At 66.5% G+C, this 26,772-nt stretch carries 26 protein-coding genes and 3 pseudogenes; 19 read left to right on the plus strand and 10 right to left on the minus strand.

Annotated elements, in window-relative coordinates; all coding sequences use genetic code 11:
* The first annotated feature begins 187 nt into the window (after nucleotides 1-187).
* The 4 genes and pseudogenes from AB0N03_RS12925 to AB0N03_RS12940 all read left to right on the plus strand — a co-directional run bounded on the left by AB0N03_RS12925 (nucleotide 188) and on the right by AB0N03_RS12940 (nucleotide 3,375).
* A complete protein-coding gene (locus AB0N03_RS12925) occupies nucleotides 188-1,594 on the plus strand; it encodes a condensation domain-containing protein (protein WP_364369815.1) in 1,407 nt (468 codons plus the stop codon).
* A gap of 56 nt (nucleotides 1,595-1,650) precedes the next feature.
* Nucleotides 1,651-1,830, plus strand: a pseudogene (locus tag AB0N03_RS12930) (transposase); the annotation flags it as partial.
* 580 nt (nucleotides 1,831-2,410) lie between these two features.
* Nucleotides 2,411-2,743, plus strand: coding sequence for a hypothetical protein (locus AB0N03_RS12935; RefSeq protein WP_364369818.1), 333 nt, complete (start codon nucleotides 2,411-2,413; stop codon nucleotides 2,741-2,743).
* Complete coding sequence (locus AB0N03_RS12940; RefSeq protein WP_364369821.1) at nucleotides 2,713-3,375, plus strand: hypothetical protein; 663 nt, start codon at nucleotides 2,713-2,715, stop codon at nucleotides 3,373-3,375. Before AB0N03_RS12935 ends, AB0N03_RS12940 begins: the two co-directional genes overlap by 31 nt.
* Before the next feature lie 1,001 nt (nucleotides 3,376-4,376).
* Here the strand turns inward: AB0N03_RS12940 and AB0N03_RS12945 are convergent.
* Together AB0N03_RS12945 and AB0N03_RS12950 are read right to left on the minus strand one after the other, a co-directional pair.
* Nucleotides 4,377-5,741: a nucleotide disphospho-sugar-binding domain-containing protein gene (locus tag AB0N03_RS12945; RefSeq protein ID WP_364369824.1), complete on the minus strand. Its 1,365-nt coding sequence runs from the start codon at nucleotides 5,739-5,741 to the stop codon at nucleotides 4,377-4,379.
* Between the two features lie 11 nt (nucleotides 5,742-5,752).
* Nucleotides 5,753-6,577, minus strand: a complete 825-nt coding sequence (locus tag AB0N03_RS12950; protein WP_364369827.1) for an alpha/beta fold hydrolase — start codon at nucleotides 6,575-6,577, stop codon at nucleotides 5,753-5,755.
* A 121-nt stretch (nucleotides 6,578-6,698) separates the two neighbouring features.
* On the opposite strand from AB0N03_RS12950, the gene AB0N03_RS12955 reads away from it, so the two are divergent.
* Nucleotides 6,699-6,953 carry a hypothetical protein gene (locus AB0N03_RS12955; protein ID WP_364369830.1) on the plus strand — a complete coding sequence of 85 codons (255 nt, stop codon included), beginning with the start codon at nucleotides 6,699-6,701 and terminating at the stop codon, nucleotides 6,951-6,953.
* Nucleotides 6,954-6,970: 17 nt separating this feature from the next.
* Here AB0N03_RS12955 and AB0N03_RS12960 read toward each other — a convergent pair whose 3' ends face one another.
* The gene (locus AB0N03_RS12960; protein ID WP_360677092.1) at nucleotides 6,971-7,780 is read right to left on the minus strand and encodes a class I SAM-dependent methyltransferase; all 810 of its coding nucleotides are present in this window, start codon (nucleotides 7,778-7,780) and stop codon (nucleotides 6,971-6,973) included.
* A complete protein-coding gene (locus tag AB0N03_RS12965; protein ID WP_364369833.1) occupies nucleotides 7,777-9,435 on the minus strand; it encodes an MFS transporter in 1,659 nt (552 codons plus the stop codon). Before AB0N03_RS12965 ends, AB0N03_RS12960 begins: the two co-directional genes overlap by 4 nt.
* A gap of 317 nt (nucleotides 9,436-9,752) precedes the next feature.
* On the opposite strand from AB0N03_RS12965, the gene AB0N03_RS12970 reads away from it, so the two are divergent.
* From AB0N03_RS12970 to AB0N03_RS13025, 12 genes are all read left to right on the plus strand, one after another.
* Nucleotides 9,753-10,901: a DegT/DnrJ/EryC1/StrS family aminotransferase gene (locus AB0N03_RS12970; protein ID WP_364369836.1), complete on the plus strand. Its 1,149-nt coding sequence runs from the start codon at nucleotides 9,753-9,755 to the stop codon at nucleotides 10,899-10,901.
* A gap of 36 nt (nucleotides 10,902-10,937) precedes the next feature.
* Nucleotides 10,938-12,047 carry a DegT/DnrJ/EryC1/StrS family aminotransferase gene (locus AB0N03_RS12975; protein ID WP_364369839.1) on the plus strand — a complete coding sequence of 370 codons (1,110 nt, stop codon included), beginning with the start codon at nucleotides 10,938-10,940 and terminating at the stop codon, nucleotides 12,045-12,047.
* 28 nt (nucleotides 12,048-12,075) lie between these two features.
* Nucleotides 12,076-12,708, plus strand: a complete 633-nt coding sequence (locus AB0N03_RS12980) for a dTDP-4-dehydrorhamnose 3,5-epimerase family protein (RefSeq protein ID WP_364369842.1) — start codon at nucleotides 12,076-12,078, stop codon at nucleotides 12,706-12,708.
* 332 nt (nucleotides 12,709-13,040) lie between these two features.
* The gene (locus AB0N03_RS12985) at nucleotides 13,041-13,196 is read left to right on the plus strand and encodes a hypothetical protein (RefSeq protein ID WP_364369845.1); all 156 of its coding nucleotides are present in this window, start codon (nucleotides 13,041-13,043) and stop codon (nucleotides 13,194-13,196) included.
* A 216-nt stretch (nucleotides 13,197-13,412) separates the two neighbouring features.
* A complete protein-coding gene (locus tag AB0N03_RS12990; RefSeq protein ID WP_364369848.1) occupies nucleotides 13,413-14,414 on the plus strand; it encodes an alpha/beta hydrolase in 1,002 nt (333 codons plus the stop codon).
* 968 nt (nucleotides 14,415-15,382) lie between these two features.
* Nucleotides 15,383-15,976: a PadR family transcriptional regulator gene (locus AB0N03_RS12995; protein WP_364369851.1), complete on the plus strand. Its 594-nt coding sequence runs from the start codon at nucleotides 15,383-15,385 to the stop codon at nucleotides 15,974-15,976.
* Nucleotides 15,977-16,074: 98 nt separating this feature from the next.
* A complete protein-coding gene (locus tag AB0N03_RS13000; protein WP_364369853.1) occupies nucleotides 16,075-16,494 on the plus strand; it encodes a DoxX family protein in 420 nt (139 codons plus the stop codon).
* A 30-nt stretch (nucleotides 16,495-16,524) separates the two neighbouring features.
* The gene (locus AB0N03_RS13005; protein ID WP_364369856.1) at nucleotides 16,525-17,142 is read left to right on the plus strand and encodes a PadR family transcriptional regulator; all 618 of its coding nucleotides are present in this window, start codon (nucleotides 16,525-16,527) and stop codon (nucleotides 17,140-17,142) included.
* 139 nt (nucleotides 17,143-17,281) lie between these two features.
* Nucleotides 17,282-18,247, plus strand: coding sequence for an ATP-binding cassette domain-containing protein (locus tag AB0N03_RS13010; protein WP_364369859.1), 966 nt, complete (start codon nucleotides 17,282-17,284; stop codon nucleotides 18,245-18,247).
* Entirely contained in the window at nucleotides 18,244-19,089 is an 846-nt protein-coding gene (locus AB0N03_RS13015) for an ABC transporter permease (protein ID WP_364369862.1), read from the plus strand. Before AB0N03_RS13010 ends, AB0N03_RS13015 begins: the two co-directional genes overlap by 4 nt.
* 101 nt (nucleotides 19,090-19,190) lie before the next feature.
* Complete coding sequence (locus AB0N03_RS13020; RefSeq protein WP_364369865.1) at nucleotides 19,191-19,958, plus strand: VOC family protein; 768 nt, start codon at nucleotides 19,191-19,193, stop codon at nucleotides 19,956-19,958.
* Between the two features lie 49 nt (nucleotides 19,959-20,007).
* Nucleotides 20,008-20,376 (plus strand): DoxX family protein, encoded by a 369-nt coding sequence (locus AB0N03_RS13025; RefSeq protein ID WP_364369868.1) that lies wholly within the window; start codon nucleotides 20,008-20,010, stop codon nucleotides 20,374-20,376.
* Between the two features lie 222 nt (nucleotides 20,377-20,598).
* On the opposite strand, the pseudogene AB0N03_RS13030 reads toward AB0N03_RS13025, so the two are convergent.
* Nucleotides 20,599-20,784, minus strand: a pseudogene (locus AB0N03_RS13030) (IS21 family transposase); the annotation flags it as partial.
* A gap of 181 nt (nucleotides 20,785-20,965) precedes the next feature.
* Between AB0N03_RS13030 and AB0N03_RS13035 the strand changes: the two are divergent.
* Together AB0N03_RS13035 and AB0N03_RS13040 are read left to right on the plus strand one after the other, a co-directional pair.
* Nucleotides 20,966-22,339 (plus strand): extracellular solute-binding protein, encoded by a 1,374-nt coding sequence (locus AB0N03_RS13035; protein WP_364369870.1) that lies wholly within the window; start codon nucleotides 20,966-20,968, stop codon nucleotides 22,337-22,339.
* A gap of 334 nt (nucleotides 22,340-22,673) precedes the next feature.
* A complete protein-coding gene (locus tag AB0N03_RS13040) occupies nucleotides 22,674-22,796 on the plus strand; it encodes a hypothetical protein (RefSeq protein ID WP_364369873.1) in 123 nt (40 codons plus the stop codon).
* Between the two features lie 49 nt (nucleotides 22,797-22,845).
* Here AB0N03_RS13040 and AB0N03_RS13045 read toward each other — a convergent pair whose 3' ends face one another.
* The 5 genes and pseudogenes from AB0N03_RS13045 to AB0N03_RS13065 form a co-directional block, all read right to left on the minus strand.
* The gene (locus tag AB0N03_RS13045; RefSeq protein ID WP_364369876.1) at nucleotides 22,846-23,136 is read right to left on the minus strand and encodes a hypothetical protein; all 291 of its coding nucleotides are present in this window, start codon (nucleotides 23,134-23,136) and stop codon (nucleotides 22,846-22,848) included.
* Nucleotides 23,123-23,449: pseudogene (locus AB0N03_RS13050) on the minus strand (alpha/beta hydrolase); the annotation flags it as partial. The pseudogene AB0N03_RS13050 and the gene AB0N03_RS13045, both read right to left, overlap by 14 nt.
* Nucleotides 23,450-23,606: 157 nt before the next feature.
* Nucleotides 23,607-23,963 carry a hypothetical protein gene (locus AB0N03_RS13055; protein WP_364369879.1) on the minus strand — a complete coding sequence of 119 codons (357 nt, stop codon included), beginning with the start codon at nucleotides 23,961-23,963 and terminating at the stop codon, nucleotides 23,607-23,609.
* Between the two features lie 2 nt (nucleotides 23,964-23,965).
* Nucleotides 23,966-25,570, minus strand: a complete 1,605-nt coding sequence (locus AB0N03_RS13060; RefSeq protein WP_364369882.1) for a GMC family oxidoreductase N-terminal domain-containing protein — start codon at nucleotides 25,568-25,570, stop codon at nucleotides 23,966-23,968.
* Nucleotides 25,571-25,586: 16 nt separating this feature from the next.
* Nucleotides 25,587-26,768 (minus strand): acyl-CoA dehydrogenase family protein, encoded by a 1,182-nt coding sequence (locus tag AB0N03_RS13065; RefSeq protein WP_364369885.1) that lies wholly within the window; start codon nucleotides 26,766-26,768, stop codon nucleotides 25,587-25,589.
* Nucleotides 26,769-26,772 lie beyond the last annotated feature (4 nt).

Consider the following 26,772-nt stretch of genomic DNA (forward strand, 5'->3'; position numbering starts at 1 on the left):
ACCTCGCCGACGTGTCCTTACACAGCGATCAGCTCGCACAACCCAATCAGCGGTCGAGTCTTCGCGGGGCGCCGGGCGGCCAATCCTCCTGGGCCATCAGCGGCAGAGGCATGAAAGTCATACCCGGCACCCCTGCGTGCCGCGAACCCTACGACCGGCCCGAAACACCTGCAGAAGGTAAGAAACCATGACGACCATGGACACTTCGACTGGCGCCGGCGAGCGGTGGCCGCTGTCAGCGAATCAAGAGTTTCTATGTGCCCTCGATCAGGGCGACGCCGAGGGGCCGTTTGGTCCTCGTCACCATATCGTCCACGGGTGGCGCATCCATGGACAGGTCGACGTGCAGGCGTTGCAGTGCGCGCTCGATGACATCATCGTGCGCCACGATGCGTTGCGCTCTGTGATCATCCGTGATCCGGAAGCGCGGTGCCAGGTCGTCCATCAGCCGACTCCCGCGGAACTGACCGTTCGGGATCTTCCAGGGATCGAGCCGGAAGAGCGGGGACGCCGAATCGACGCCTTGCTTGTCGAGGAGGAGACTGCCGACTTCGACGCATCCTCGGTACCGAAACTTCGCGCGGTCCTCAACCGGTTCGACGACCACGACGCCCTGCTCGTGCTCGTCGTGCACCATGCGGCCGCGGACGGGTGGTCCGTGCAGGTCATCTTTCGCGATATCGCGGCCCGATATGCGACCCGGACCGGACACGAGGGCCATGAGCTCGCAGAGCCGCAGCAGTATCGCGACTTCACGACGTGGCAGCTTGCAAGATTGGGCGGTCCCGCCGAGAATTCGTCTCGTCGTTACTGGCAGGATAAGCTGCGAGGTGGGGAAACCCTGACCATGCCTGCGGACCGGCCGCGATCGAGGGGCTTGCCGCAGACAACAGCCATGTACCGGTTCGAAGTGGACGCTGAGCTGATGGCCGGCGTGTCCGCGCTGGCCAGGGAAGTGCGTGGGTCCTCCTTTATGGTGCTCCTCGCCGCTTTCACGATCGTGGTCAACCGGATGTCCGGAGCGACGGACATCGCCACCCCGACATTGACGCCTGGCCGTGGTTATGGCCGTTTCGACGAGGCGGTCGGTCTATTCTTTAATTTCGTACCGATCCGCATGGATGTCACGGCATGCGCCAAGTATCGGGACGTGCTGCAGCTCACTCGAAACACCTGTCTGGAGGCATACGTCCACGACATTCCGGCGATCCCGGGCGAAGCACCCGAGTTCATGCGACCGATGATGGTGGACAATGAGGTTCCGATCATCTTCCAAGTCTTTCCCTTTCCATTTCCTCTCGACGGCACCCGAGTGGGGGACCTGGAGTACAGCGAGATTCGGCAGCGGCTCGGCTCGCAATCACGCACGTCGGATATCCCGGACGGCGTATTGTGGACACTCACCGTTGACACGACGGGCGAGCTTATCGGTAACATCGCGTACAAGGACGGGCTCGTTGACCGAAGCTCTATCGCGCAGTGGGTTAGCCGATTCCGTGCTGAACTGAAGAACTTGGTGACCGGCCCCGACGACGTGGTGCTGCTTCTGCGAAGTGCGTCGCGTGATTTGGGCGAGCGATTGGAGCAGCGGTGACGACCCCATTCGACGACAAGTGGGATTTTATGATCTTGTGTCCATGATCTTGGGTCGTGGTTGATCGGTTGTCGATGCGGTTGGTGCCGGACGAGTTGTGGGTGCTGGTGGAGCCGTTGGTTCCGGAGTTCCGGGCTCGTCGGCAGGGTGGCGGGACGGCGCCGTTGCCGGCTCGTGCGGTGTTCACCGCGATTGTGTACGTGTTGATCAGTGGGTGTTCGTGGCGGGATCTGCCGCCGTCGTTCGGGGTACCGTTTCAGGTCGACTGGTCCCGCGGCATCGGTGCGTGCGAAAAGGGGGATCGCTGACCGGGCCGAGTCCGGTCGACCGCGGCAAGCCCCGTTCGACGATCCACGTCATGTCCGAACGCGGTGGGGTGCCGCTTGTCGTTGGTGTCTCGACCGCGAACACTAACGACTCCTACGCGCTCAAGCCCTGGTGAAGGCGATCCCCGCGATCCGATCCCGCCGTGGCCCACGTCGCCGCAAGCCTGGCAAGACGTAGTGCGACCGACATCAACGTCAGCCAGTACGCCACCTGCGTCGCAGTGCGGACGCCACCAGCGGGGCTGAACTTTGTGTAGATCTCACCATTTGAGCATGGGCAGGTAGCTCGTGCGTTTAATTGTTGCACGTTCAACGCTAGGAACCTCCCGATAGCGGTCATCGTTGCTGCAAATTCAGCGTCCAACCGGGTGCGGGAGCACGCCGAGCTGGTTGAGCCGCAGCACGCCTCAGCGAGGGCTCGATCATCGCGATCGAGGACTCCGTCACCGTCGAGCAACGCTGGGCCTCGCCAGCCGCTACCTCGGCCCCGATGGCGCCGACGCCCACATCGAAAGCGCCCCTGCCGCCACCGAACGACACGTGCACGCCTTCAGCGTGCCTGGGCGGGATTCCGACCGGCAAGGTCCGCTACGACAACCTGCGCTCGGCGGTGCGCCAGGTCCTGGGGTTCTCCCGCGCCCGGGTGGAGAACGAACGGTGGCTCGCGTTCCGCTCCCACTTCGGCCTGGACACCTTCTACTGCCAGCCCGGCATCAAGGGCGCGCATGAGAAGGGTGGTGTGGAGGGGGAGATCGGCGCTTCCGCCGCAACCACCTGGTCCCGGTCCCGGAGGTGGACTCGCTCGCCGAGCTCAACGCCCTGATCGACGAGTGGGACGCCGCCGACGATGCCCGCCGGATCGGGTCTCGCCCGCATAGCGTCGGCGAGCACTTCGCCATCGAACGGCCGCTGCCGGCCCGGTTGCCGACTGAGCCGTTCGAGACCGGCCGGTTGTTCACCCCGCGGATGGACCGCTTCAGCCAGGTCACCGTGCGACAGAACCAGTACTCGGTGCCGATCCGGCTGATCGGCCGCACGGTCCGGGTGCTGCTGCACGCTTCCAAGCTGGTGATCTTCGATGGCCGACGGGAAGTCGCCCGCCACTGCGCTGGTGCGGAAGCCGGGTGCGCTGCCCGGCTCGACCGTGCTGGAACAGGCCCGCGCCGTCGGCAAGTTCACCCCGTGCACGACGCCTGGTGGGCGGCGGTGCGCAAGATCCGCGGTGACGCCGAGGGCACCCGCGCGCTGATCCAGGTCCTGCTGCTGCACCGCGGCATGGCCCACGAGCACGTCGTGGCCGGCATCGCCACCGCCCTGGCGGCCGGCGCGCTCACCCCGGACGCGGTCGCGGTCGAGGCCGCAAAGCTGCCCAAGCCGACCAGATCACGGTCGACAGCCGGACATCCATCCCATCCCCGCCATCGTCTGGGCCGCCCGCGGGAGTGCGGTCGCTGACCGAACGGCGGTTGAGCTCGCCGCTGCCCACCGACACTCGACCGCTGCCGTCGGTGGCCGCTTACGACCAGTTGCTGCGCCACCCCAGCCGCAACCCACGCTGAGTCCACGCTGACTGACCCGAGGAGCGAACATGACCGCTCAACGACATCGGGGTCTGACCGAGCAGGCCGCCGAGGCCGCCATCGACACCGCCTGCCGCGCCCTGCGGCTGCCCACTATCCGGGCTCAGTTCACCGCGGCCGCCGACCGCGCCGCGCCTACGACATCAGCCAGCTGCGAACCGACCTCGACCGGTTCGTCTTCCTGCTCAGCGGTGATCACACCGGGCACCTGTTCGACCCGCCGCAGCAATAACCGACCCTTACCACGAGCCAGCCGGTTCGACCGCCCCCCGTGACCCCAGACTCAAGATCCAGAAGTGGGGCCAACACTCACACGCACAATCACCCAGCGCCTATCCGTTGGATCGCGCAAAGCGCGACAAGTCTCCCCGGAAATGATCGCGCCCTATCCTCTACGAGTAAACTTCGATTATCACAACGCTGTTCGCGGCACCACGTGGGTCGGGCGGGGCAAGCCGTCCGGCCTGCCCCGCCCATGTCGGTAAGCACTACCCTCAGGTACGTGCCGCCCCAAGGACCGGGGTTTCGGCGTCCGGCTCCGCACCCGACTCGCCCTCACCCTTGGGCGAGCCAACCCCTGGCGGTGACTCTGGCTTGAAGTTCTCCATCAACAACAGGCTGGGCAGACCGCCGATGGCCAGAAGCACTGCGCAGATGACGATCGCCAGTGAGTAGCCGTTCGTCGGGCAACCGGCGGCGCAATGCCGGCGGCCACGTCACTTTGCACTGATCGGACGGCCAGAGTGACCAGCAGCGCCAGTCCGAATGCGCCGCCGAGATGCCCTTGCGTTTCAGTCGAATCGTTGCCTGAAGAACTCCGATTCTCCCGCCCCGCAGACACCGATGTCTACTCACTCCGGGAGTCGAGATCCACAATCAGCCTTCCTGGGCGAGTTTCTCGAGCCACGGCACGAGTTGTGCGGGAGTCGGTGTCGACGCCCACTCCTCCTCCCGAAGTCGGAGCGCAGCGTCGCGCACTTCGGGGTCCTCGACGACGCGACGCAGCATCGAGCGGATCTCGGAGATTGACTGCTTCTGGTGGTCGAGTCGGCCCCCCGCACCCCGGTCGGCCAGGTAGTTCGCTGTGAGGGTCGAGTAGCCTTGTTTGGGCGACGTTCGATCCCACTCGATGCCGTCCGGGGTCGCGCGGCCGAAGTACCTCGTCGGCTCGTCGGTGTCGCACACTATCTGCGGTACGGCATGGGCGAGACCAGCTATGACGGTCCCGAAGCTCCCGTGGTTGACCAGCGCGGAGCAGGTCGGCAGCAGCTGTGACAAGGGGACGTAGTCCATGGCGCGAACGTTGTCCGGCAGCGTCTCGACCTGGTCGGAGAGCTGGTCCTTGTTGAGGGTTGCGATTACCTCAACGTCCAGCCCGTCGACCGCCTCGAGCAGCGCCGGGATCCGGCCCGTGCTGTCGCCCTTGTCGACGGCCCGGGCGGAGACCCCGAGACTAATCGCCATTCGCGGTCGCGTTGGTTCGGCCCGCAACCAGCGCTCGGACACGCTCCCGCCACTGTAGGGCAGGTACCGGACGGGAACGGTGGGAGTCCGGGTGGGTAGCCGCATGCCCGCGGGGATCGGATCGAGCGTCGCCTGCCCCAGCAACAGCTCGTCGTCGACCGTCACGCCGTGGTGCTCGGCCAGCGGTTGCATCGCCTCCGCCAGCATGCTCGGCAGTCCCTTGCTCACGAACCGCTCGTGAGCCCACGCTGTGTAGTCGGGAGAGATGAGGGTACGGACATGGGCCGCTCCGCTCGCCTTGGCTGCGACCGCGCCGCAGGGGAACCACGGCTCCCACAGCACGAGATCCGGGCGCCAGTCTTTCGCGAAAGCGACGATCTCGTCGATGTCTTCGCGCGGCCGCGGCGGTTGGTAGTTCCGGATGGCGAGGATCGCGTAGTGGTAGAAGACGTCCCACATGTCACGCTCGACGCGCTCGTGCACGGATAACGCCCGCACGTATCGCTCGGTCTCCTCTGGGTTCGGGAGCACGTCGGCGAAGCCCGAGTCGTCGCAATCGTGTACCGCCAGCGGTGTCGGCGGCCCACAGGGCACAGCGACGATGCCGGACTCGGTTACGCGCTGCGCGAAGTCCGTGGATATGATGCCGGTGGGGGAGGGGAACCCGGACGGCGCCACCACACGCACGTCGTGACCCGCGCTCTGCAACGCCCACGCGTAGGGTACGAGCGGCCAGAAGTGAGCGGGCGCCGGAAAGCACGTGATCATGACACGCATGGACTCTCCATTCACATGGTTGTGCGGGCAGGGGACTCGTCGAGCAGGAAGTCGCCGATCGGGCCCTTCAGCCTCTCGGCGTCGATGACGTGCGGTCCTTCGGCGACGACGCCGCGCTGTGCCGAGGGGACACAGGCGGCGACGGCGTCGGCCGCCTCACCAAAGAAGTTCGGTCGGAGCTCGCTCATTGTTGGGTGGTCCTGCGACGCGCTGCCGTTGAGCACGAGCGTGGGCACGCCGATCCGTGAGAATCGCTCGGCCGGTGGCTGATTGGTGGTCCCCATGCAGGCGGCGTCGTAAGGTAGCGTATGAGCCAGACTGATCAGGTGTGACCACTTCGGATGCTTCCTTGCTCGCCGCACCGACTCCTCCGGCGAGCCCCAAGCGCGCATCGAGAGCTCGAATGCCTCGGCCCGCCGGCCCTCGTCGAGCAGGGCTCGTACGCGCTGTATGTACCGACTATGCTGAACCGCCGCGTCCGCACCCATGTCGTAGGGCAAGTCGTAGACGACCAGCCTGTTCATCGCGACACCAGCCGCCGCTGCCTCCAACGCCAGCGCACCACCTGAGCACGCCCCGAAGACATGGGTCGACCCGCCGGCTTCGTCGATCACCGCGGCCAAGTCCTCGATCTCGCGGCGAACGGCGTACGGTGCGACGTCCCCGCTGTCGCCTCGGCCGCGCCGCGCGTAGTTGTAAACGGTGAACCGCGACGCGAGTTCGAGACCGAGCGGAGCGTTCTCGGTGCCGTCGTCCATCGCCCCACACACGAGCACCACGGCGGGACCACTGCCGAAGCGCTCGTACGCGATCTGCGTCCCGTCCAGGGAGCGCACTGAACCGAAGGTACTGATAGGACTACCTTCTTTCATGGCTGGAACCTCCGGGGAACGCTCTCGGTGCTTGTCCCGCGAGGACTGACATGAGACAGCGTCCTCGGAGGTTTTGGCTGGAGGCTTGACGTCTCGGAGGTGTCGTCCCGATGAGGACACCCGCCGCTCCGGCCGCAGCGAATTCGTCATCGCCCGCCGCCTGGCGCACAACCACTACCTGGGCACCGCCGTGCACCAGTGGACCTTCTGCAGCCTGACCCGCAGCATCTGGGCGCGCCAGTTCTACGACGGGAAAATCGCGGCGGGCAAGAGCCACCACACGGCCCTGCGCACCCTGGCCAACCGCCGCCAGGCCCTGCAGCCGCCTTCGGCGGCCTGAGGTTGACAGAGGGTGTCTCATGACGGCTCCCCCTCGCCTTGGCGCGAGGCCTGAGTGCGCGACGGCTCCGGGCTCGCTCCACCGTCCCGGCTCCGCACGGGGCGGGTTTCGGTGCTGGAACCCTTAACTCCGACGAAGATGCCCCGCCCGTTGATGCCTTCGGCGTAGTACGTTGCGGGGCAGCCGGCTTCATCGAAGGCCTGCATGTACTCATCCCGGGTGAAGAGCATGAGTTCGTGGACCTGGGTGACCTCCCGGATCCCTTCGGCGCGGGCGATCAGGTACCGGGACTCGAGCCGCGAGTGACGACCTTGACTCGAGGTGTGCGATACCCGAGCGATTGCACTCCCCTCGACATGCGCCGCGTCGGCGGCGAGGTACCCGTCGAGGAAATTTTCGGGGAACCACCAGGGCTCGATGACGAGCACGCCGCCGAGAACCAAGTGTTGGGCCATCGCCTGGATCGCCGCATGGAGTTCCTCGCGGCTCTCAACGTACCCAATGGCATGGAACAGGCAGGTGACGGCGTCGAACCGGCGCGGCAGCCGGAAGTTGCGCATGTCGCCGCGGTGCACCCGGGACGGGAAGCGGTCCCATGCGCGCCGCAACATCGGCTCGGAGAGCTCGAGCCCCTCGACGTCACCCACCAGCTGTGCGAACGTCTCCAGGTGGGCTGCTGTCCCGCAGGCCACGTCGAGCAACGATCCGGCTTGCGGATACCGCTCGCGCACGAGCGCGACGACCGCCTCGGCCTCACGCACCCAGTCCTTGCCACGGGCCTCGTAGACCGTCTCGTAGATCTCGACGAAATCGGCTCCGTACGTCATCGGCTCGTCCGCGAATGCCCGGTGTCTTCAGCGCCGTTGATGCCCTGCTCGTCCACGAGGTCGCGAATAGTGCCGCGGTCGTCGGTCGACGCATCCGTATCCGTGGGCGAGGCGGTGCTGGCGTCGTCGGCCCCATCCTTGCCGTCCCCGTGGGCTGGGACGTGGCGCAGCGAGATGCCCGCGACGACTGCGAGAACGAGCGCGACTACACCCCCGAAGGCGGCGGCCACGTTGAGCCCATCGGTGAATGCCTCGGCCGCCCTACGCGCCAGCTCCTCGCCGGCCGGCCCTGGAATACCCTGGGCCACCGACATCGCGCCGGCGACGCTCTCCCGTGCGGTCGATGCGGCGTCGACGCCCGGAACAGGGTCACTGAAGGCGCTGCGGTAAATGGCCGCGGCGATGCTGCCTGTCAAGGCAATGCCGAGGGAGACACCGAAGTCGCCACTGGTCTCTGAGACAGCAGCCGCCGAGCCCGCCTTCTCCTGCGGAGCCGAAGTCATGATGAGCCCGGCTCCCAATGCGCCCGCCGGACCGGCTCCCAGCGACGCCACCACGAACCCGGACATGAGCAGGGCCACGCCGCTCTCCGGGCCAACCTGGGTCACTGCGACGAGCCCGAGCACCGAGATGATCATGCCCGAAACGATCACTTTGCCCGGCGGGATGCGGCGCGTGAACGCCGGGGCCAGCATGGACCCGACCATGCCTGCGAACGTGGGGGCGATCAGCCACAAGCCCGTCGTGAGCGGGGAGTAACCGGCCACCGATTGGAGGTACAGCGCGACGAGGAAGGCGTACCCGGACATGATCCCCATCAGCAACATGAGGGTCGCTGCCGAGGCAAAGACCCGGTTGCGGAACAGCGAGACGTCGAGTAGCGGCTCGGCGAGACGACTCTGCCGCCGCACGAATATTACGCCCGCGAGTACCCCAACGACGAGGGCAAGGACGGCGACGCCCGTGAGGCCATTCTTGGCGATCTCCTTCACGCCGTAGACGAACGGGAGGATCGCGACGAGCGAGAGTACGACGCTGCGCAGGTCAATGCGGCCGCGGATCTCGCCGCCCCGCGCCTCGGGCAGCAGGAAAGGAGCGGCCACCACCAGTAGGACCATCACAGGTACTGGGAGGAGGAGCGTTGAGCCCCACCAGAAGTGTTCGAGCAGTACGCCGCCGACGACCGGGCCGAGCGCGATACCGCCCATGAAGCAGCTCATATAGGCGCCGATGGCCATGGCATGGTGCCGCTTGTCAGTGAACAGGCTGTTGAGGAGCGCCAGCGTCGAAGGCATGAGAGTCGCTCCGGCGACACCGAGTACACCACGCGCCGCGATCAGCACCTCAATGCTCGGCGAGTACGCGGCCACCGCCGACAACACGGCGAACGCGCTCGCCCCAATCAGAAGCAGGCGCCGACGTCCGATGCGATCACCGAGATTCCCCATGGTGATCAGGAGTGCGGCGACCACGAAACCGTAGAGGTCCAGAGCCCACAACTGCTCCGTCGAGTTTGCACCGAGATCTACCGACAGAGCCGGAACCGCCACGTACAGAATGCTGAGATCCATGGCCATCATCAGCGTCGGCAGCGCCAGGATGACGAGCCCGATTACCGCTCGTTTCCCGTGCTCGCTTGGGGTTACTTCGTCCACGAGTACTCCTCCGATAGCTCACCTTGTTTGTGCGAGTTTGTGCGAGGCGTCAAGTCGGACGTTGGTCGATTCGCATCGTGCCACGTCGAAAGGCTGTTCCCTCAAATAATTATTAAAAAGAGTATCACGGTCCATCGGACGGCGAAACGGATGAATCCACGGATCGAACCTGGACCGATCCCACCGGTTTCGTGAGATTCTCATAGTCGGCGAGTGCACGGCAGCCTGGTCACGGGCAACGGTGATCTGCATACTCATTCTTCACAGACGAAAAGGACCAGCCACCGGCTGGAGACGTCGGAGTGCAGGAGGCCTTGGTGATCAGAATCTTCCAGCCGACAGTGGGCGAGGACGAACTTGCCGCGCTCGCAGAGGTCTTCGACTCGTCCTGGTTAGGCAAGGGTCCTCGGGCGGATGCTTTCGAGCAGGCGTTCGCTGGGCACCTCGGTGTCGACGCCGAACAGGTGACCTCGATCAGTTCGTGCACGGCAGGCCTGTTCATGGCTGCGAAGCTCGCCGACCTCGGCCCGGACTGTGAGGCAGTGCTGCCGACCGTCAGCTACGTCGCCGCGGGCAATGCAGTGGCCGCGACGGGTGCGCGTCCTGTCTTCTGCGATGTCGACGAGCGGACTCTGAACCCGACCGTGGACGACGTCGAGGCAGCACTGACCAAGCGGACCCGGGCAGTGGTCCTTCTCCATTACGGAGGCTACCCGGGCGATGTCGTCGAGATCGCCCGTCTGTGCCGGGAGCGCGGCGTCCTGCTCATCGAGGATTCGGCCTGCTCGGTCGCGTCGCGCGTAGGCGAGCAGGCGTGTGGAACCGTGGGCGATATCGGGCTGTGGAGCTTCGACAGCATGAAGATTCTGGTCACCGGCGACGGTGGCATGCTGTGGGCCCGCGACCCCGAGATGGTCGCGCGCGGCAGGAAGCTGGCGTACCTGGGGCTGGAACAGTTCAGCGGGCTGTCGCAAGCCCCCCTGGTCGAGTCGCGCTGGTGGGAGTTCGAGGTCTCGTCGTTCTCCGGCCGCTCGGTCATGAATGACATGCAGGCGGCGATGGGGCTGGTGCAGCTCCCCAAGGTGGAGGCATTCATCAAGCGCCGCAGGGCGGTCGCCGAATTCTACGACCGCGAACTCGTCGACTTGACCGGTGTTCGCACTCCCCCGCCGCTCCCCGTCGACCACAGGTCGTCCTATTACTTGTATTGGGTCCAGATGGAGCCCGAGGTGCGCGACCGGGTGGCGCGAACGCTCCTCGAACGCGGAATCTACACCACATTCCGCTACCCGGCACTGCACCGTGTCCGGGCTTACGGATCGGCGGCGAGCCTGCCCCGCGCCGAGCGCGCTGTCGACCGGACGCTCTGCCTGCCCCTGCACCAGGCGCTGACCGACGCTGACGTAGAACGCATTGCCGCGGAGTTCCGCAATGCGGTGTCGTCGGCCTCCGGGAACTCGCGATAAGACGACCCGCGACCGAAAGCAGAAATGGAGTTGACGATGACGGTCCACGTATGGGGCTATCTCGACGAGTACCAGCGGGAGCGCGAGGAGATACTCGAGTGTGTCGACACGGTCTTCAGCGCCGGAAAGCTCATCCTCGGCAAGAGCGTGCACATGTTCGAGCAGGAGTTCGCCGGTTACCATCGCGTCGCACACTGCGTAGGCGTCGACAACGGCACGAACGCCATCAAGCTTGCGCTGGAGGCGTTGGGCATCGGTCCGGGAGACGAAGTCATCACCGTGTCCAATACCGCGGCTCCCACCGTTGTCGCAATCGTGTCGACGGGTGCGACACCGGTCTTCGTCGACGTCCGCGAGGATGACTTCCTGATGGACACGACCCTCGTCAGTGCTGCGATCACGGCTCGGACCAAGGCGATCGTCCCGGTCCATCTATACGGTCAGTGCGTCGACATGGCCGCTGTGAGCGCGATCGCCCGTGAGCACGGACTGGTCGTGGTCGAGGACTGCGCCCAGGCCCACGGCGCCCGCCAGCATGGACATGTTGCCGGTACTTGGGGGGATGCCTCCAGCTTCTCGTTCTACCCGACCAAGGTTCTCGGTGCGTACGGCGACGGCGGTGCGGTGCTGACGCCGCACGAGGAGACCGACCGTGCACTGCGCCGCTTGCGCTTCTACGGCATGGAGTCCGACTACCACACCGTCGCGACGCCGGCGCACAACAGTCGACTCGACGAAGTGCACGCCGAGATTTTGCGGAAGAAGCTCACCCGGCTGGATCGCTACATCGACCAACGACGCGCGGTCGCAGCGCGCTACGGGCGCGATCTTGGCGATACCGCGCTGACGCTGCCGTCGACCGTGAAGGGAAACGAGCACGTCTACTACGTCTACGTGGTGAGGCACCCGGAACGCGATTCGATCATCGCGGCGATGCGGGAGCATGGTGTTCAGCTGAACGTCAGCTACCGGTGGCCGGTTCACCTGATGACGGGGTTCGCCCATCTCGGGTACCGAGAGGGCTCGCTACCGGTAACGGAGAAACTCGCGGGCGAGATCTTTTCCCTGCCGATGTTTGCTTCGCTGCGGCGCGACGACCAGGACCGCACCGTCGACGCCCTTTGTGACGTGCTGGGCAGAATCTGAGACGGCTCGACGAAAGAGGAGTAGACACGTGGAGATCCGAGAACTGGCTGTCGAGGGTGCGCTCGAGTTCACGCCCTCGGCGTACCCCGACGAGCGGGGGCTCTTCGTGGCACCGTTCCAGGGACCCGCACTCGCCCAGGCGCGGGGCCAGCACACGTTTCCCGTGCGACAGGCCAACCAGAGCCGGTCCCGGCGCGGGGCGCTCCGCGGGATCCACTACACCCGAACGCCGCCCGGAGTCGCGAAGTATGTGAGCTGCGCCCACGGTAGCGCCCTGGACATTGTCGTCGATCTGCGCGTGGGCTCACCGACCTACGGACGGTGGGAGTGCGTCGAGATGAACCAGGAATCGTTCCGGTCGGTGTACTTCCCTGTGGGGGTCGGACACGCCTTCTTCGCCCTCGAGGACGATACGGTGATGTCCTACATGCTGAATGGCAGCTACGTCCCCGAGAACGAACTCGCAGTCTCGGCGCTGGACCCTCGATTGGCGCTGCCGATCCCGGACGGGGTGGAGATGATCCTCTCGCCCCGGGACCGGGACGCCATCTCGCTCGAGGACGCCGCCCGGCAGGGACTGTTGCCCGAGTACGACCGGTGCGTCCAGCTCGACGCCGAGCTGCGGCGAGAGGACGACAGCGAGGATCTCAAGTCCGCCTGAGCATCAGCGCGCCCGCACCTGGGGGTGAGCTCTGCATTCAGGTCGCTCGGCGATAAATCAGATCAAGGTCGGTTTCCCAGGTCTCACCATCGGTGGCCTTCTCCCAGCGACCTGTGATCGTGTTGCCATCCGGGCTGATCGTCGCCGTAAAGCGCTGCGGGTACGGGTCAGCGAGAGGTGGTGTTCCCGGCGGTGACCGGCGGCGAGACGACGTCACGAGAGTTGGTACACGAGTTCAAAACCAAGGGCGCGGTGTATCGGCGCACCGTGCGGACCACGCTGCGCGCCTCCTACCCGGGCACTGCCGACGCGGGCTGGTCCTGCTGCTGGATATGCTGGAGTTTCGCAGCAACAACACCGTGCACCGGCCGGTGATCGAGGCGTTGGCGCTGATCCGCCGGTACGCGACAGCGGGGAACCTGACCTACTACCCGTTCAGGGAGACGGTGCCGGAGCACCGCGGCACATCTGGTGACTGGTCAGCCTGATCTATCGCACGGACACCCGGGGACGGGAACGGGAACGGGCGGCCCGGACGGTGTACGAGGTTGCCACGTTCCAGGCGCTGCGGGAACTGTTGCGGCGCAAGGAGATCTAGGTGGCCGGCGCTGAGGCGTGGCGCAACCCCGAACAGGCTCTGCCGGCCGACTGATGGTGTCCGCGCAAAAAGATCACTACGCGCTGCCTAATCCAAGGAGAGTCGAGTGTTTCGAAAAACCAGCGCTTTTCGGCGTGCGAGCCGAAGCGTCTACGCCGCCCTGGCCGCGGTCGTCCTCTTGGCCGGTTCGGCCGCCAGTGCCGAGCCGCCGGTGGCCGACCGGTCGGGGTCCGGGGATCTCCCGGGTTTCAGCCACGGAACCGTTGCCGTGGAGGGCACCACGCTGTACTACGTCCGCGGCGGGTCCGGACCGCCGTTGGTGCTGTTGCACGGCTGGCCCCAGACCTGGCGCTCGTGGGCGAAGGTCATGCCGTCCCTCGCCCAGAACCACACCGTCATCGCGTTCGACCTGCCTGGACTGGGCGACTCGAAAATTCCGGCAGGCGGCTATGACAAGGTGACCACCGCCAAGCGCATTCGCGAGGGTGTCCACAAGCTGGGCTTCAGTCAGGTTTCCCTTCTCGCCCACGACGTCGGTTCGCTCGTGGCCTACCCGTACGCCCGCGACTATCCGACCGAGGTCGTCCGGATGGCCGCGCTGTCGACACCGCTGTCCGGGTTCGGCCTCGAAGAACTCTACGGGGTCAGCTTCCACCTCGGCCTGAACCAGACCGCCGCTCCGGTCCCGGAGAGGCTGATCGACAACGACGACGTGTCGACGTACCTCGGCTTCCTCTTCAGCAGCGCACGGCATCCCGACCGCATCGACCAGGCGGCCTCCTTCGCGGCCTACGCGAGTCCGGCGCGCCGGACCGCGGGCTACGGGTACTACCGGGCGTTCGCGGGCGACGCCGCGGACAACCGTGCCAACGCACACAAGCGCCTGCGGATGCCGGTACTGGCGATGGGCGCGGAGTTCTCCTTCGGCGTGGTCGTCGCCAACTCGTTCAGGCAGGTGGGCGACGACGTTCGCGGCGTCGTCGCGCCGGACAGCGGACACTGGATCGCCGAGGAGAACACGGCGTTCCTGAGCGCCTGCGCCAAGCTGTTCTTCGGGCCGCAGGGGGTTCCCGCGTCGAGTCCCGAGCTGGCGAACTGCGTGGCCTGACGGCACATTCGCGCATCACTTCTGTCCCGCGCGTTCAGATCGCGCGGGACAGAAGGCCGCCTCACGCCGCTCGCAGTCGCGGAAAGAGGCGTTCCGCGTTGTGGGTCGTCAGGGCACGCCAGGTGGTTGCGGCTGTCTGAGACGCCGAGTCGATCGAGGGGCGAGGTCTAGACCCGGCAAGCACGGCAGTGACGACCAGACGACGTTTCGACATCCCCCAGCCTGGTCACAGCCACCTATTCCGATGTCGTGCGACACCCCATTCCGATGTCCTGAGTTACCACACCCCTCCGGACACGACCAATACGCACACGGACTCCGCTCAGCACGAGCTGATGGTGTCCGGTTGGGGGTGGGCTACTGCAACAAGTCGATCATGCTCGGTCGTGGACCAGCGCCAGGCGTTGAGCTGCGGGGGCTATCCAAGTGGTGCGTCGTCGTCTCGGCGATGAGTTCCGCGAGCCCGCGGAGGCTGAACTGTCGGCCGGCGTAACCTCGCCACCGGTGTCCGGGGTCCGCGGACTGCCGCTCACCCCCGACGACTTCCTGCGCTGACGGCGGTATCCGGGAGTTCGGCGTCGGTGACCCGGACCAGGTGAAACGGGGCCCGGCGACACGGGATCCGGCGGCCCGGGGTCCTGTGGCGCCGGATACCGCACGGCTGCGGGAAAGCAGCGCAGCAGTGCAGCGAGCCGCGCGGTATCGCCCGCCACCTCGGTGTCTGCCCGCTCGACGGCGTTGTGCAGCGCCGCACCGGCGAACACCAGATCGCGCGATGTCGCCGCCTCCGGCACGGTCAGCCCGCATCGGGTTCGGCGTGCTCACCGCGGTCAGTACCGGGATGCTCATATGCTAGAGCCTGCAAGTGAGTGAACCGAGCGCGGGCAGCGCTTGCGCTGGCTGCCGAGGCGATTGAACTTGTTGAGCAGCGCGGAGCGAGTCCGAGCAGATTGAGCGGAGGTGGGCGCATGTCGGCGACGAAGCTCCTGGTACTCGGTATCGTGCACCTCTCCGGCGGCGCGCATGGTTACCAGGTGCGGTCCGAACTGCAGAGCTGGCGTGCGGAGACTTGGGCCAAGATCAAGCCCGGCTCGGTTTATCACGCGCTGAAGAAGGCGGCGGCTGATGGTCTCCTCACCGAACACGCCGAGCCAGGCAACTCCGGGCCGGAGCGCGTTCTGTACCGCGCGACAGCTCGGGGACGTGACGAGATAGTCGAACTGGTCCGCGACGGTCTGCGGCGCACCCACGACCTGGACATGCTCAACGCGTCCATCGCCATGTTGCCCATGCTGACCAGGACAGATGCCATCGCGCACGTCAACGAGCGGGTCGCACACCTGGAAGCGGAGCTCGCAGGGCAGGCCAAGGGGTGGGAGAACCCGAACCCCGACATTCCCGAACACGTCCGCGAGCAGGCCGAACTGTGGGCGGGACACGCACGCACCGAACTGGAGTGGGCGAAGAGCCTGAGCAAACGACTGTCTGAGGGCGCCTACACCATGGCCGATGATCCGGGTTCGTGGCGAACGGTCCACGATCCCCTCAAGATGCCCTTCTAATCAAACTTGACTAGGCGTCCCTCCTCGTGGCACTCTGATCAAGTACTCAAACTTGACTAGCTCGACCAATCCGTTCGCAAATGGAAGGAGACAGTGCGATGAGCACCACAGTGCACACCAACGCTCCGGCGAACACCCGCAAGCCTGGCCGCGCAACCAACGTCGGGTTGTGGGTGCTGCAGGCAGGCCTGGCCCTCCAGTTCGCCGGGGGCGGCATCATGAAGGTCACCGGCGCACCCGTCATGGTTGAAATGTTCACCGAGATCGGAGCGGGTCAGTGGCTGCGCTACGTGGTCGGCGTCCTGGAGATCGCCGGCGCGGTCGGGCTGCTGATCCCGCTGCTCTCGAGCCTCGCCGCTCTCGGGCTGGCCGCCGTGCTGGTCGGCGCGGCCATCACCAACGTGTTCATTCTGGAGCAGAGCCCGTGGCTGCCACTGGCCCTCCTGGTCGGGGCCGCGGTGATCGCCTGGGCTCGCAGATCCAGTACCTCAAGCCTGGTCGACATGCTCCGACGGTGACGAACACGCATCGAGAAGTGGAGCGAAGCCATGAACGAGATGACACTCCGCGTGACGTCCGCCGACGGCACATTCAGCGGAGGTGGGCGCATGTCGGCGACGAAGCTCCTGGTACTCGGTATCGTGCACCTCTCCGGCGGCGCGCATGGTTACCAGGTGCGGTCCGAACTGCAGAGCTGGCGTGCGGAGACTTGGGCCAAGATCAAGCCCGGCTCGGTTTATCACGCGCTGAAGAAGGCGGCGGCTGATGGTCTCCTCACCGAACACGCCGAGCCAGGCAACTCCGGGCCGGAGCGCGTTCTGTACCGCGCGACAGCTCGGGGACGTGACGAGATAGTCGAACTGGTCCGCGACGGTCTGCGGCACACCCAGGACCCGACCATGCTCAACGCGTCCATCGCCATGTTGCCCATGCTGACCAGGACAGATGCCATCGCGCACGTCAACGAGCGGGTCGCACACCTGGAAGCGGAGCTCGCAGGGCAGGCCAAGGGGTGGGAGAACCCGAACCCCGACATTCCCGAACACGTCCGCGAGCAGGCCGAACTGTGGGCGGGACACGCACGCATCGAACTGGAGTGGGCGAAGAGCCTGAGCAAACGGCTCTCCGACGGCGCCTACACCATGGCCGATGATCCGGGTCCGTGACGAACGGTCCACGATCCCCTCAAGATGCCCTTCTAATCAAACTTGACTAGACGTCCCTCCTCGTGGCACTCTGACCAAGTACTCAAACTTGACTAGCTCAACCAATCCGTTCGCAACACCGAGAGAAAGAATCGAACCCATGGGAAAGCTCGCGATCGAGACGAGAGGGTTGAAGAAGAGCTTCGGCAAGACCCACGCGGTCGCCGGTGTCGACCTGGCCGTGAGCGCCGGGGGCGTGTACGGCCTGCTCGGTCCGAACGGGGCGGGCAAAACCACCACGATCCGCATGCTGGCCACGCTCCTGCACCCCGACGCCGGAGAGGCGCAAGTGCTCGGCTACGACGTCGTGCGTGACGCCCAGGCGGTGCAAAGCAGGGTGAGCCTCACCGGGCAGTTCGCGTCGGTCGACGAGGACCTCACCGGGGCAGAGAACCTGTTGCTGCTCGCCAGGCTGCTCGGCTTCTCACGCCGCCAAGGCAGGGAGCGGGCGGCCGACCTGCTCGACGCGTTCGGCCTTGCCGAGGCGGCCGACCGGCCGGTGAAGAAGTACTCCGGCGGGATGCGCCGGCGCATCGACATCGCGGCGAGCCTGGTCGTCACCCCCGAACTGATCTTCCTCGACGAGCCCACGACCGGGCTCGACCCGCGCAGCAGGAACCAGGTCTGGGAGATCGTCAGGAGCATGGTCGCCGAGGGCACCACCGTGTTGCTGACCACGCAGTACCTCGACGAGGCCGACCAGCTGGCCGACCGCATCGCGGTGATCGACCACGGAAAGGTGATCGCCGAGGGCTCAAGCGGCGAGCTCAAGGCATCGGTCGGCGCCGGCTCGCTGCACGTACGCCTCCGTAGTCCCGAGCAGCGGGTCGAGGCCGAACGGGTCCTCGCCGGCGTCCTCGACGTGCCGGCCGAGCCCTCCGCCGACCCGGCCGCGCTGTCCGCAAGGATCTCCGACCCCGAGCGGGTCGCCCGTTCCCTCGCCGAACTATCCCGCAGCGGCATCGACGTCACCGAGTTCGCGCTCGGTCAGCCGAGCCTGGACGAGGTGTTCCTCACCCTGACCGGACACGCCGCCGAGCAGACCCCCAAGGAGGATGCCGCATGACCACCACATCCGCAGAACAGGCGTCGGCACCAGTCACCGAGGACGCGCTGCGCAGTGTGCTGTTGGCCGGTGAGCGGCCGGCCCGACCCGGCCCGGTGCGCACCTCGTTGACATTCGGCTGGCGCGCTCTGCTGAAGATCAAACACCTCCCGGAGCAGCTCGTCGACGTGACCATGTTCCCCATCATGTTCACACTGATGTTCACCTACCTATTCGGCGGCGCGCTCGCCGGGTCGACACAGGAGTACCTGCAGTTCCTGCTGCCCGGCATCCTGGTGCAGGCGAACGTCATGATCACCATGAACACTGGCATCACGCTGAACACCGACATCCAGAAGGGGGTGTTCGACAGGTTCAGGTCACTTCCGGTGTGGCGACCATCCCCGCTGGTCGGCGCCCTGCTCGGCGATCTGGTGCGCTACTCGATCGGGTCGACGATCGTCATCGCGCTCGGCCTGGTCCTCGGGTTCCGGCCGGAGGGTGGCGCCGCCGGCGTGGTGCTCTCGGTGGCGCTACTGCTGGTGTTCTCGTTCTGCCTGTCGTGGCTGTGGACGATGCTCAGCCTGATCCTGAGCACGCCGAACTCGGTGGCGGGGGTCAGCATGATGGTGATGTTCCCGCTGACGTTCGTGAGCAACATCTTCGTGGACCCGAAGACGATGCCCGGGTGGATGCAGGCGGTCATCGACGTCAACCCGATCAGCCACCTGGCGACCGTGGTACGCGGCCTGATGCACGGCTCGGTCCCCGCCGGGGAAATCGGCTGGGTGCTCGTCTCGTCCATACTTCTCGTCGCGGTCTTCGGCCCCCTCACCATGGTCCTCTACCGCAACAAGAAGTAGATGCCGCTACCGCGAGCACTGGTCGAAATCAACTCCGACAACCCGGCCCACTCGGCCAACGCCATCACCGGTACCAGGCCCGGACACGACAAGGAGAGACGATGAGCGAGCTGACCACCACGCAGCCCGCTGGCACACCGACCTGGATCGACCTGGGCATCCCGGATCTCGACCGCGCGATGACCTTCTACGGCGCGTTGTTCGGTTGGGAGTTCGATGTGGGACCGGCGGAGTTCGGCCACTACACCCAGTGCTTGCTACGGGGCAGACCCGTCGCGGCCATCAGGCCGAACCCCGATCCCGACGCCACGGACTTCTGGTGGAACGTCTACTTCGCGACGGATGACTGTGACGCCGCGGCCGCCCGAGCGCGGGACGCGGGCGGCTCGATCATCACCGGCCCGATGGACGTGCTGGACCAGGGCCGGACAGCGATCATCAAGGACACCACCGGTGCGCAGTGTGGACTGTGGCAGGCCGATGCCCACATCGGCTGCGAGATCGTCAACGAGCCGAACACCCTGCTCCGCAACGACCTGGTCACCGCGGAATCCGGGCCCGCGCGCGACTTCTACGTCGCGGTCTTCGGCTACACGTTGGATGCCAACCCGGACATGCCCGAGCTCGACTTCACGTTCCTGCGCAGACCGGATGGCCACGAGATCGGCGGCATCGCCGGTGACCCAAAGGCCACGAAGTCCCGTTGGGGGACCTTGTTCCAGGTGGACGACGCCGATGCGGCGGCGCGGCGAGCGGTCGACGCGGGTGGGACCTCGGCCGAGCCCTACGACATGATCTACGGGCGGGTCGCGAACATCACGGACCCGTTCGGCACGGAGTTCGATGTCGGTGCGGCGATGACGAGCTGAACCGGCGGTCAGCTACTTTCTTGAAGCATCAAGTTCGAGAGGAATCGCAATGAACATCGCACTGTGGATCGTGGCCGGACTGCTCGCGTTGGCCTTCCTGGGGGCGGGAGTCAGCAAGCTCGTCACACCGAAGAAGAAGCTGTACGACAAGGGCATGACATACGTCGAGGACTTCTCCGACGCCCAGATCAAGACCATCGGCACGCTCGAAATCCTTGGCGCGATCGGCCTCATTGCGCCCGCGTTCATCTCGTCGGCTACCTGGCTCGTCCCAACCGCCGCAACAGGCCTGGTCCTGACGATGATCGGCGCGATAGTCGTGCACATCCGGCGCAAGGAACAGTTCGTTTCGCCGCTCGTGCTCGGGTTGCTCGCGGCGTTCGTTGCTGTCGGCCGGTTCTGGATAGAGACCCTCTAGGAGGTCGTCACGCGGCAGCTTCGCTCCGGAGCTGCCGCGTCCACTCAGGAATCACCCCATCGCGTCCACAATCGCCTTGGTGGTTTCAGCGATGGCCTGCTCTGAGTCCGAGCAAACGGGTATGACGAGCGATGTGGTCGCGGCGCACGCGACGATGAAGTGGCGAAGGTTCATACCCACCATTGACCTTGCTGTCCAGCATCGATCGCAAAGTCGAATCACAGGGTTTGGCAGCCGTGTTTGTTCTTCCGCGAGCGCTTCGACGGGGCGGCGGTTCGTCTCGCGGTGCGGCCGGTCGTTGACCTGCTCGCAGAACTCGCGGCAGGCGGCCTCCAGGTCGCCGAAGCTGTGGTAGGCCTCGAGCAGGTTCGTGTCGGTAGGGACCAGGTCCGCCTTCGCGATCCGCACACAGCGGCGCGAAGACACAGCCAGGGGGCGTCTTCTGCATTGCCGTATGCCTCGACCCAAGGCAAGTCACGTCGCACTTGAGAAGACGCCGGATCCGTCCGGCCGCCGAAACAATAGCGGCGCATCCTCGCGCAGGCGGCGTCTGGACTGGCAGTTCACGTAGGCGAGAACGGAGAAGGATATGACCGGGGCAGGCGTGACCGAAATTACCGCGTGGATCATCGAACATCAATTCACTCCGCCCGGTGGCGAAGCTCGCCCGTCCGGAACCTACGACGGTGAAGAATACCTCCAACCGATTCTGGAAATGGCCCGCGAGTTCGAGCGGGCCCACCCAGAGTACGCGGTGCGCGTCGAGGGTCACGATCCCTGGACGATGGCGGAAGAAGTCGCGCGCGCCGCCGAGCGCGGGGAGGCACCGGACATCGCCGAGTACTACGCCACCGCGACCCAACTCGCCTACGATACCTACACGCCAGACGGTAAGCCGGTGTTTACGTCCATCGAGAGGGCTCTCGGCGGCCGCAAGGAAGTGCTGGGCGAGCGTGTGCTGATCGACGACATCGAACCGCTCTCACGGAACTTCTACACGTATCAGGGCGACCAGTTCTCCGTGCCCATGACGGCCACCACTCCCCTGCTGTACTCGAACATGACGATCCTGCGCAAGGCCGGGATCGACACTCCCCCCAAGACCTGGGATGAGCTCGTTACGGCGTGCGAGGCGGTCGCGCGGCTCGACGAAGCTCCAGCCTACGGGGCGGCCTGGCCCAACAACGGCTGGATCTTCCAGCAGGCACTGGCGCAGCAGGGCGGTCTCATCGCAGACAACGGCAACGGCAGGGAAGCCAGAGCTACCGTGGTCGACCTGGCCTCCAAGGAAATGATCTCGTGGGTCGAGTGGGTGCGGGACTTGCATGCGGCCGGTCACTACGTCTACTCAGAGGGTGCCTTTTGGAGCGCGTTCGAGACATTCGCCCGGCAGGATGCGGTGTTCGCGCTGAGCTCGTCGAAGCAGGCCGAGGAGTTCGTCCGTTCCGGCGAGGAGAACGGCTTCGAGGTGACTGCGAGCCCGATGCCGTTCAACTCGTCGGTGCCCTACGTGGGGAGCCTGGTGTCGGGGTACTCCCTGTTCCTGCGGGACGGTCTCGACGAAGCCAAGCGGGACGGCGCGCTCGCGTTCATCCAGCACCTGATCAAGCCGTCGAGCATCATTCGATGGCACCGGGCGCACGGATTCCTCCCGATCACCAACGAGGCTTACGACACGCTGGAGAGCGAGGGCTGGTTCGCAGCCAATCCACATCATCGAGCGGCCAGTGACCAGCTCCGCACGTCGGCGCAGTGCGCCGCGACGTCCGGTGCGTTGTTGGGTGACTTCGCGGGCGTCCAGCACGCCATGACCAGGGCAATGAAGGACGTTTTGTTGTCAGGCGCGGACCCCGGTCCGAGGTTCGAGCAGGCGACCGAGGAGGCACAGCGTCTCCTGGATGAGCACAACGCCGCCTGCCTGCGGCCGGTCCCCTCGACCCCAGCGCGGCTCGACGTGTACTGACGTGGAGGACCTGACATGACGACGATCGAGGATGTCAGTGGATCGCCACTTCGGGCCCGCCATCACATCGTGCACGGCTGGCACGTCCGCTGATCGTCCGCGACCCGACCAGCGCATGCGCCGTCTCAGGTGGTGCCTGAAGGCGCGAGACCTGCGCGATGTCTCCTCGGACGACCGAGCCGACGGATAGTCGGTGCGATCATGCCGTCCCACGATTTCTGGCGGGACAAGGTGCGCGGAGCGGAGACGCTCGCGATGCCGGCAGACCGACCAAGGTCGGCGGGTCTTCCGCTGCCTCGGCTCGCTCAACTAAGGTTGGCGGGTCTACGACCGCGTGAATGACAGCGGCCTGTCCGCACGCCACATCATCGCTTCGTGCGAAGATTCGTTGCGCCGGCTGCGGACCGATTGGATCGACGTGTTCCACATGCGCAACCCGGATCCGACCGTCACGTGAGACGAGATCAGGCAGGCGATGGAACGCTGGTGACGCAGGGAATGATCCGCTATGCCGGGTCATCCAAGTTCGCGGGATGGCACATCGCGGCTGCGCGGGATAGCGCGGCTCGACGCCACTTCCTCGCGCTCGGCCCGCGCACGGCCGCAACGAGCGCGTCGGCGGCGTCGTCGAAGAACCCGGACGCCAGCCCGGCCATCGCGCTGTCGATCGTCTTCCCGGTCAGGACCAGCACCGGCTGCTTGATCGTGGCGAGCCGGTCCTTCGGCGGCCCGCCACCGTCGTGCAGGCAGGCGGCGTCGTAGGCCAGGATCGGGCGTTGGCGATCAGTCCCCGCCACGCGGCGAGCTGGGCGCCTGAGCGATCATCTCCTCCGGCGTGCCCACCAGCCGCATGAACAGCTCGAACGCCGCTTCCCAGCGATCCTCGGCAAGCAGCGCGCCCAGTTCCTTGCAGTAGGTGCTGTGCCGCTCCTGCGCGCCGGGATAAACGTCGTAGAGAACCTCGAACGCGCCGACCTTGGTGACGGGCAGTCCCGCGGCCGCGGCCTCCAGGGCGAGCGCGCCGCAGGAGGAGACCCCGTACAGGCACGCCGACCCGCCCGCGTCCTCGATCAGCGCGGCAATGTCCTCGAACTCGCGCTCGATCGCGTACGGCGCGGTGTCGCCGCTCTCGCCTCGACCGCGGCGGTCGTAGCTGTAAACGGTGAAGTGGTTGACAGTTCCGCAGCAAGCGGCGCGTTCTCACTGCGGGTCACCGCACCACCACCGCCGACCAGAATGACCGCGGGTCCGGTTCCGGCGCGGTCGATTAAGTCGGCCGGGACCCGATGACGAAACCGGAACCAGCTGCCGCCGTGCTCGGCACGAACTCGGCATGCGGGCCCGCCCGGCCGAGCGCCTCGGTGTACTCCGGGTACTCCGTGGACACCCGGTGCGGCGACAGCACCACGACGACCACGCCACCTACCGAACCCCTCGACGTGCTCGAACTCGCCGGCCAGCCGTCGCAGCAGCGTGCCGGTGCCGCACCCACCTGGAGCAGGCTCCGTGCCGCGGGGATCCTGGCGCGGACCGGGCCGGCGCGGTCCGCGCCGGCCACGGCTTTCGCGGTGACCACCTCGTTCCCGGCTGCCCGTTCGGCCAGGCCCGGAGTAGCTTGGCGCACGGTCAGCGACCCCGGTCGGCGGCGGCCAGCGCCCTCGCCTCCGGCAACTCCGCCGCTTCCGGGGCGGGGATGCCGCGGATCAGGTCGGCCGCCTTCTCCGCGACGACGATCGCCGTTGCATTGGGAATCCCGCGGCCGACCTCCGGCATGACGGACACATCGACCACCCGCAGCCCATCGACGCCCCGCACGCGCAGGTCGGCGTCGACCACCGAGCCCATCGCACAGGTACTCGTCGGGTGGAAGATCGACTGCGTGTACTTCCTGGCGTAGGACTTCAGGTCCGCGTCCGATTCCGATTCCGGGTAACGGAACGCGCCCTCGTTGTAGAGCCGCATAGCCGGCCGCCTACCGATGTCCATCGCCATGCGCAGCCCGATCAGGGTGCGCTCCAGGTCCGAAGGATCGGCGTAGTAGTCGTGCACGATTCTGGGCTTGGCCGTGGGATCGGCGGACGCCAGTGCCACCCGGCCGCGGCTGCGCGGTGTGGCGACCGCGGGGCCGAACGAGATCGCGTGCGCGGTCGGCGGCCCGAGACCACTGTCGGCCAGCATGCCCGGCGCTGCGAAGAACTGCAGATCGGGCGCGGGCAGGTCGCTGTCGGTGCGCACGAAGCCGCCCGCCTCGGGCCCGTTGGACGCGAGCGGCCCGCGGCCCTCGCGCTCGTACAGCTCGACATTGGCGGGCTCGCCGGCGGCCAGCAGGCTGATCGGCTGGGAATGCGTGAGGATGAGCGGCACCAGCGCGTGGTCCTGCAGGTTCGCGCCGACCTCCTCGTTGTCGGCGACCACCGGGATGCCGAGTTTCCGCAGCGTGTCCGCGGGGCCGACACCGGAGAGCATGAGCAGCTGCGGGGAGTTGTACACGCCGCCGCAGAGCAGCACCTCACGTTCGGCGCGCAGGACGATCTCGTCCTCCAGCCGCTGCCCGACGACGCCGGTCGCCCGGCCGTCCTCGATGAGCACCCGATGCACCTGGAGGTTGGTCTCGACGGTGAGGTTGGGCCGGTCGATCACCGGGTGCAGGAACGCCGCCGCCGTGCTGCAGCGACGCCCGTTGCGCTGGGTGACCTGGTAGAAGCCGAAACCGTCCTGCTCCGGGCCGTTGAAGTCGTCGTTGGCCGCGAACCCGGCCTCCGTCGCCGCCGCGATGAACGCCGCCGTGCTGGGGTTCTTGGACCGGTTCTCCGACACCGACAGCGGCCCGCCCGCGCCGTGGTAGGCCGACGCGCCACGCTCGTTGTCCTCGGACCGCTTGAAGTACGGCAGCAGGTCCGCGTAGGCCCAGCCCGGCTGGTTCCACGAGTCGTAGTCGTACGGGTTGCCCCGCGCGTAGGCCATCGCGTTCATCGAGCTGGTCCCGCCGAGCACCCGGCCACGGGGCAGGAACACCCGCCTGCGGTTCAGCTGGGCCTCGTCGTGCGTGTCGTAGTCCCAGTCGACCTGGGTCCGGAACAGCTTGGCGAACGCGGCGGGCACCTGGATGTTCGGATGGCTGTCCGTCGGGCCCGCCTCGACCAGGCAGACCCGGATGTCCGGGTCCTCCGTCAACCGCGCCGCCAGGACGCAGCCTGCCGATCCCGCACCGACGATGATGTAGTCGTACATATCGCTCCTTGGCTGATCAGAAGAACTGCGTGTTCGGGGCGAGGCCGCACAGCACCCGGCCGTAGATCTCGTAGAGGATGTGCGGCGTGTTCAGGGCGTGCTGGGTGAGCGCGTGCAGGTCGCGCCAGGTGCGCTGGATGGGCACGCTGGAGAAGATCGCCGAGCCGCCGCTGCCGACGTAGAGCGTGTCGACCGCCTCCAGCGCGCGCTTGCAGGTGGCGCCCATGGCGATCCGGGCCAGGGCCCGGTCCTCGGTGGACCACTCGCTGTGGTCGGCGACCTTCGCGTCGACGAGGTCGGCGACCCGGTAGGCGTGGAAGGCGGCCTCGTCGATCGCGACCTTGGCCTCCGCCACCTGCAGGTGCGTCATCGTGGCTTCGCGCTGGTCGGTGTAGTCGGTGTAGGTGATCTTGCGGCCCGGCATCCGGTCGGTGAAGCAGTCCCACGCCGCACGGGCCATGCCGACCACGTTGCCGACCGAACACGCGGAGGCCAGTGCGGCGAGCGGGGCGCGGTACATGTCGATGTCCGCGTTGAGGACCGAGGCGGACTGGTTGGTCAGCAACGCCATCAGCGGCAGCGTGCGCTCCGCGGGGACGAAGACGTCTTCGGCGACCGTGGTGACACTGCCGGAGCCGCGCAGGCCGGTGGTGTTCCAGTCGTCCACGATTCCCAGGTCTGCCATCGGGATCAGGGCGACGATCGGTTCCATCTCGCCGCTCGCGTTCGGGGTCACCGCGATCGCGATCTGCCAGTGGCTGTGCAGCGCGCCGCTGATGAACCCCCACTGTCCGTTGACGACATAACCGCCGGGCGCCTTCGCGGCCATGGCGGTGGGGCTGAGCGTCCCGCAGACCCGGACGTTCTCGGTGGTGTAGACCTCGTCCTGGACGGCGTCGGGGAACATGCCCACCATCCACCCGGGGATCCACCACACCGAAGCGATCCAGCCGACGGCGCCGTCACCGCGGCCGAGTTCGGCCGCGACGTCGACCACGGTGCGGGTGTCGCACTCGTAACCGCCGTAGCGGGCCGGGATCCGCATCTTGAAGACACCCGCGCCGGCGAGGGCCTCGATCGTCTCCTCGTGCAGGCGCCGGTTCTCGTCGGTCCACTGGGCGTGATCGCGGAGCAGTGGAACGAGTTTCGTCGCCCGATCGACGAGTTCGTCGTGGGTGGGGGGCTGGAGCGTCACCATGGCC

Source organism: Amycolatopsis sp. NPDC051061, from assembly GCF_040682935.1.
GTDB lineage: Bacteria > Actinomycetota > Actinomycetes > Mycobacteriales > Pseudonocardiaceae > Amycolatopsis.

Coding starts and splice junctions, on each gene's coding strand:
- AB0N03_RS12925 (WP_364369815.1), top strand. CDS start 188: ATGACGACCATGGACACTTCGACTGGCGCCGGCGAGCGGTGGCCGCTG.
- AB0N03_RS12935 (WP_364369818.1), top strand. CDS start 2,411: ATGGCGCCGACGCCCACATCGAAAGCGCCCCTGCCGCCACCGAACGAC.
- AB0N03_RS12945 (WP_364369824.1), bottom strand. CDS start 5,741: ATGCGTGTCATGATCACGTGCTTTCCGGCGCCCGCTCACTTCTGGCCG.
- AB0N03_RS12960 (WP_360677092.1), bottom strand. CDS start 7,780: ATGACGTACGGAGCCGATTTCGTCGAGATCTACGAGACGGTCTACGAG.
- AB0N03_RS12975 (WP_364369839.1), top strand. CDS start 10,938: ATGACGGTCCACGTATGGGGCTATCTCGACGAGTACCAGCGGGAGCGC.
- AB0N03_RS12985 (WP_364369845.1), top strand. CDS start 13,041: ATGCTGGAGTTTCGCAGCAACAACACCGTGCACCGGCCGGTGATCGAG.
- AB0N03_RS12995 (WP_364369851.1), top strand. CDS start 15,383: ATGTCGGCGACGAAGCTCCTGGTACTCGGTATCGTGCACCTCTCCGGC.
- AB0N03_RS13000 (WP_364369853.1), top strand. CDS start 16,075: ATGAGCACCACAGTGCACACCAACGCTCCGGCGAACACCCGCAAGCCT.
- AB0N03_RS13005 (WP_364369856.1), top strand. CDS start 16,525: ATGAACGAGATGACACTCCGCGTGACGTCCGCCGACGGCACATTCAGC.
- AB0N03_RS13010 (WP_364369859.1), top strand. CDS start 17,282: ATGGGAAAGCTCGCGATCGAGACGAGAGGGTTGAAGAAGAGCTTCGGC.
- AB0N03_RS13015 (WP_364369862.1), top strand. CDS start 18,244: ATGACCACCACATCCGCAGAACAGGCGTCGGCACCAGTCACCGAGGAC.
- AB0N03_RS13020 (WP_364369865.1), top strand. CDS start 19,191: ATGAGCGAGCTGACCACCACGCAGCCCGCTGGCACACCGACCTGGATC.
- AB0N03_RS13025 (WP_364369868.1), top strand. CDS start 20,008: ATGAACATCGCACTGTGGATCGTGGCCGGACTGCTCGCGTTGGCCTTC.
- AB0N03_RS13035 (WP_364369870.1), top strand. CDS start 20,966: ATGACCGGGGCAGGCGTGACCGAAATTACCGCGTGGATCATCGAACAT.
- AB0N03_RS13060 (WP_364369882.1), bottom strand. CDS start 25,570: ATGTACGACTACATCATCGTCGGTGCGGGATCGGCAGGCTGCGTCCTG.
- AB0N03_RS13065 (WP_364369885.1), bottom strand. CDS start 26,768: ATGGTGACGCTCCAGCCCCCCACCCACGACGAACTCGTCGATCGGGCG.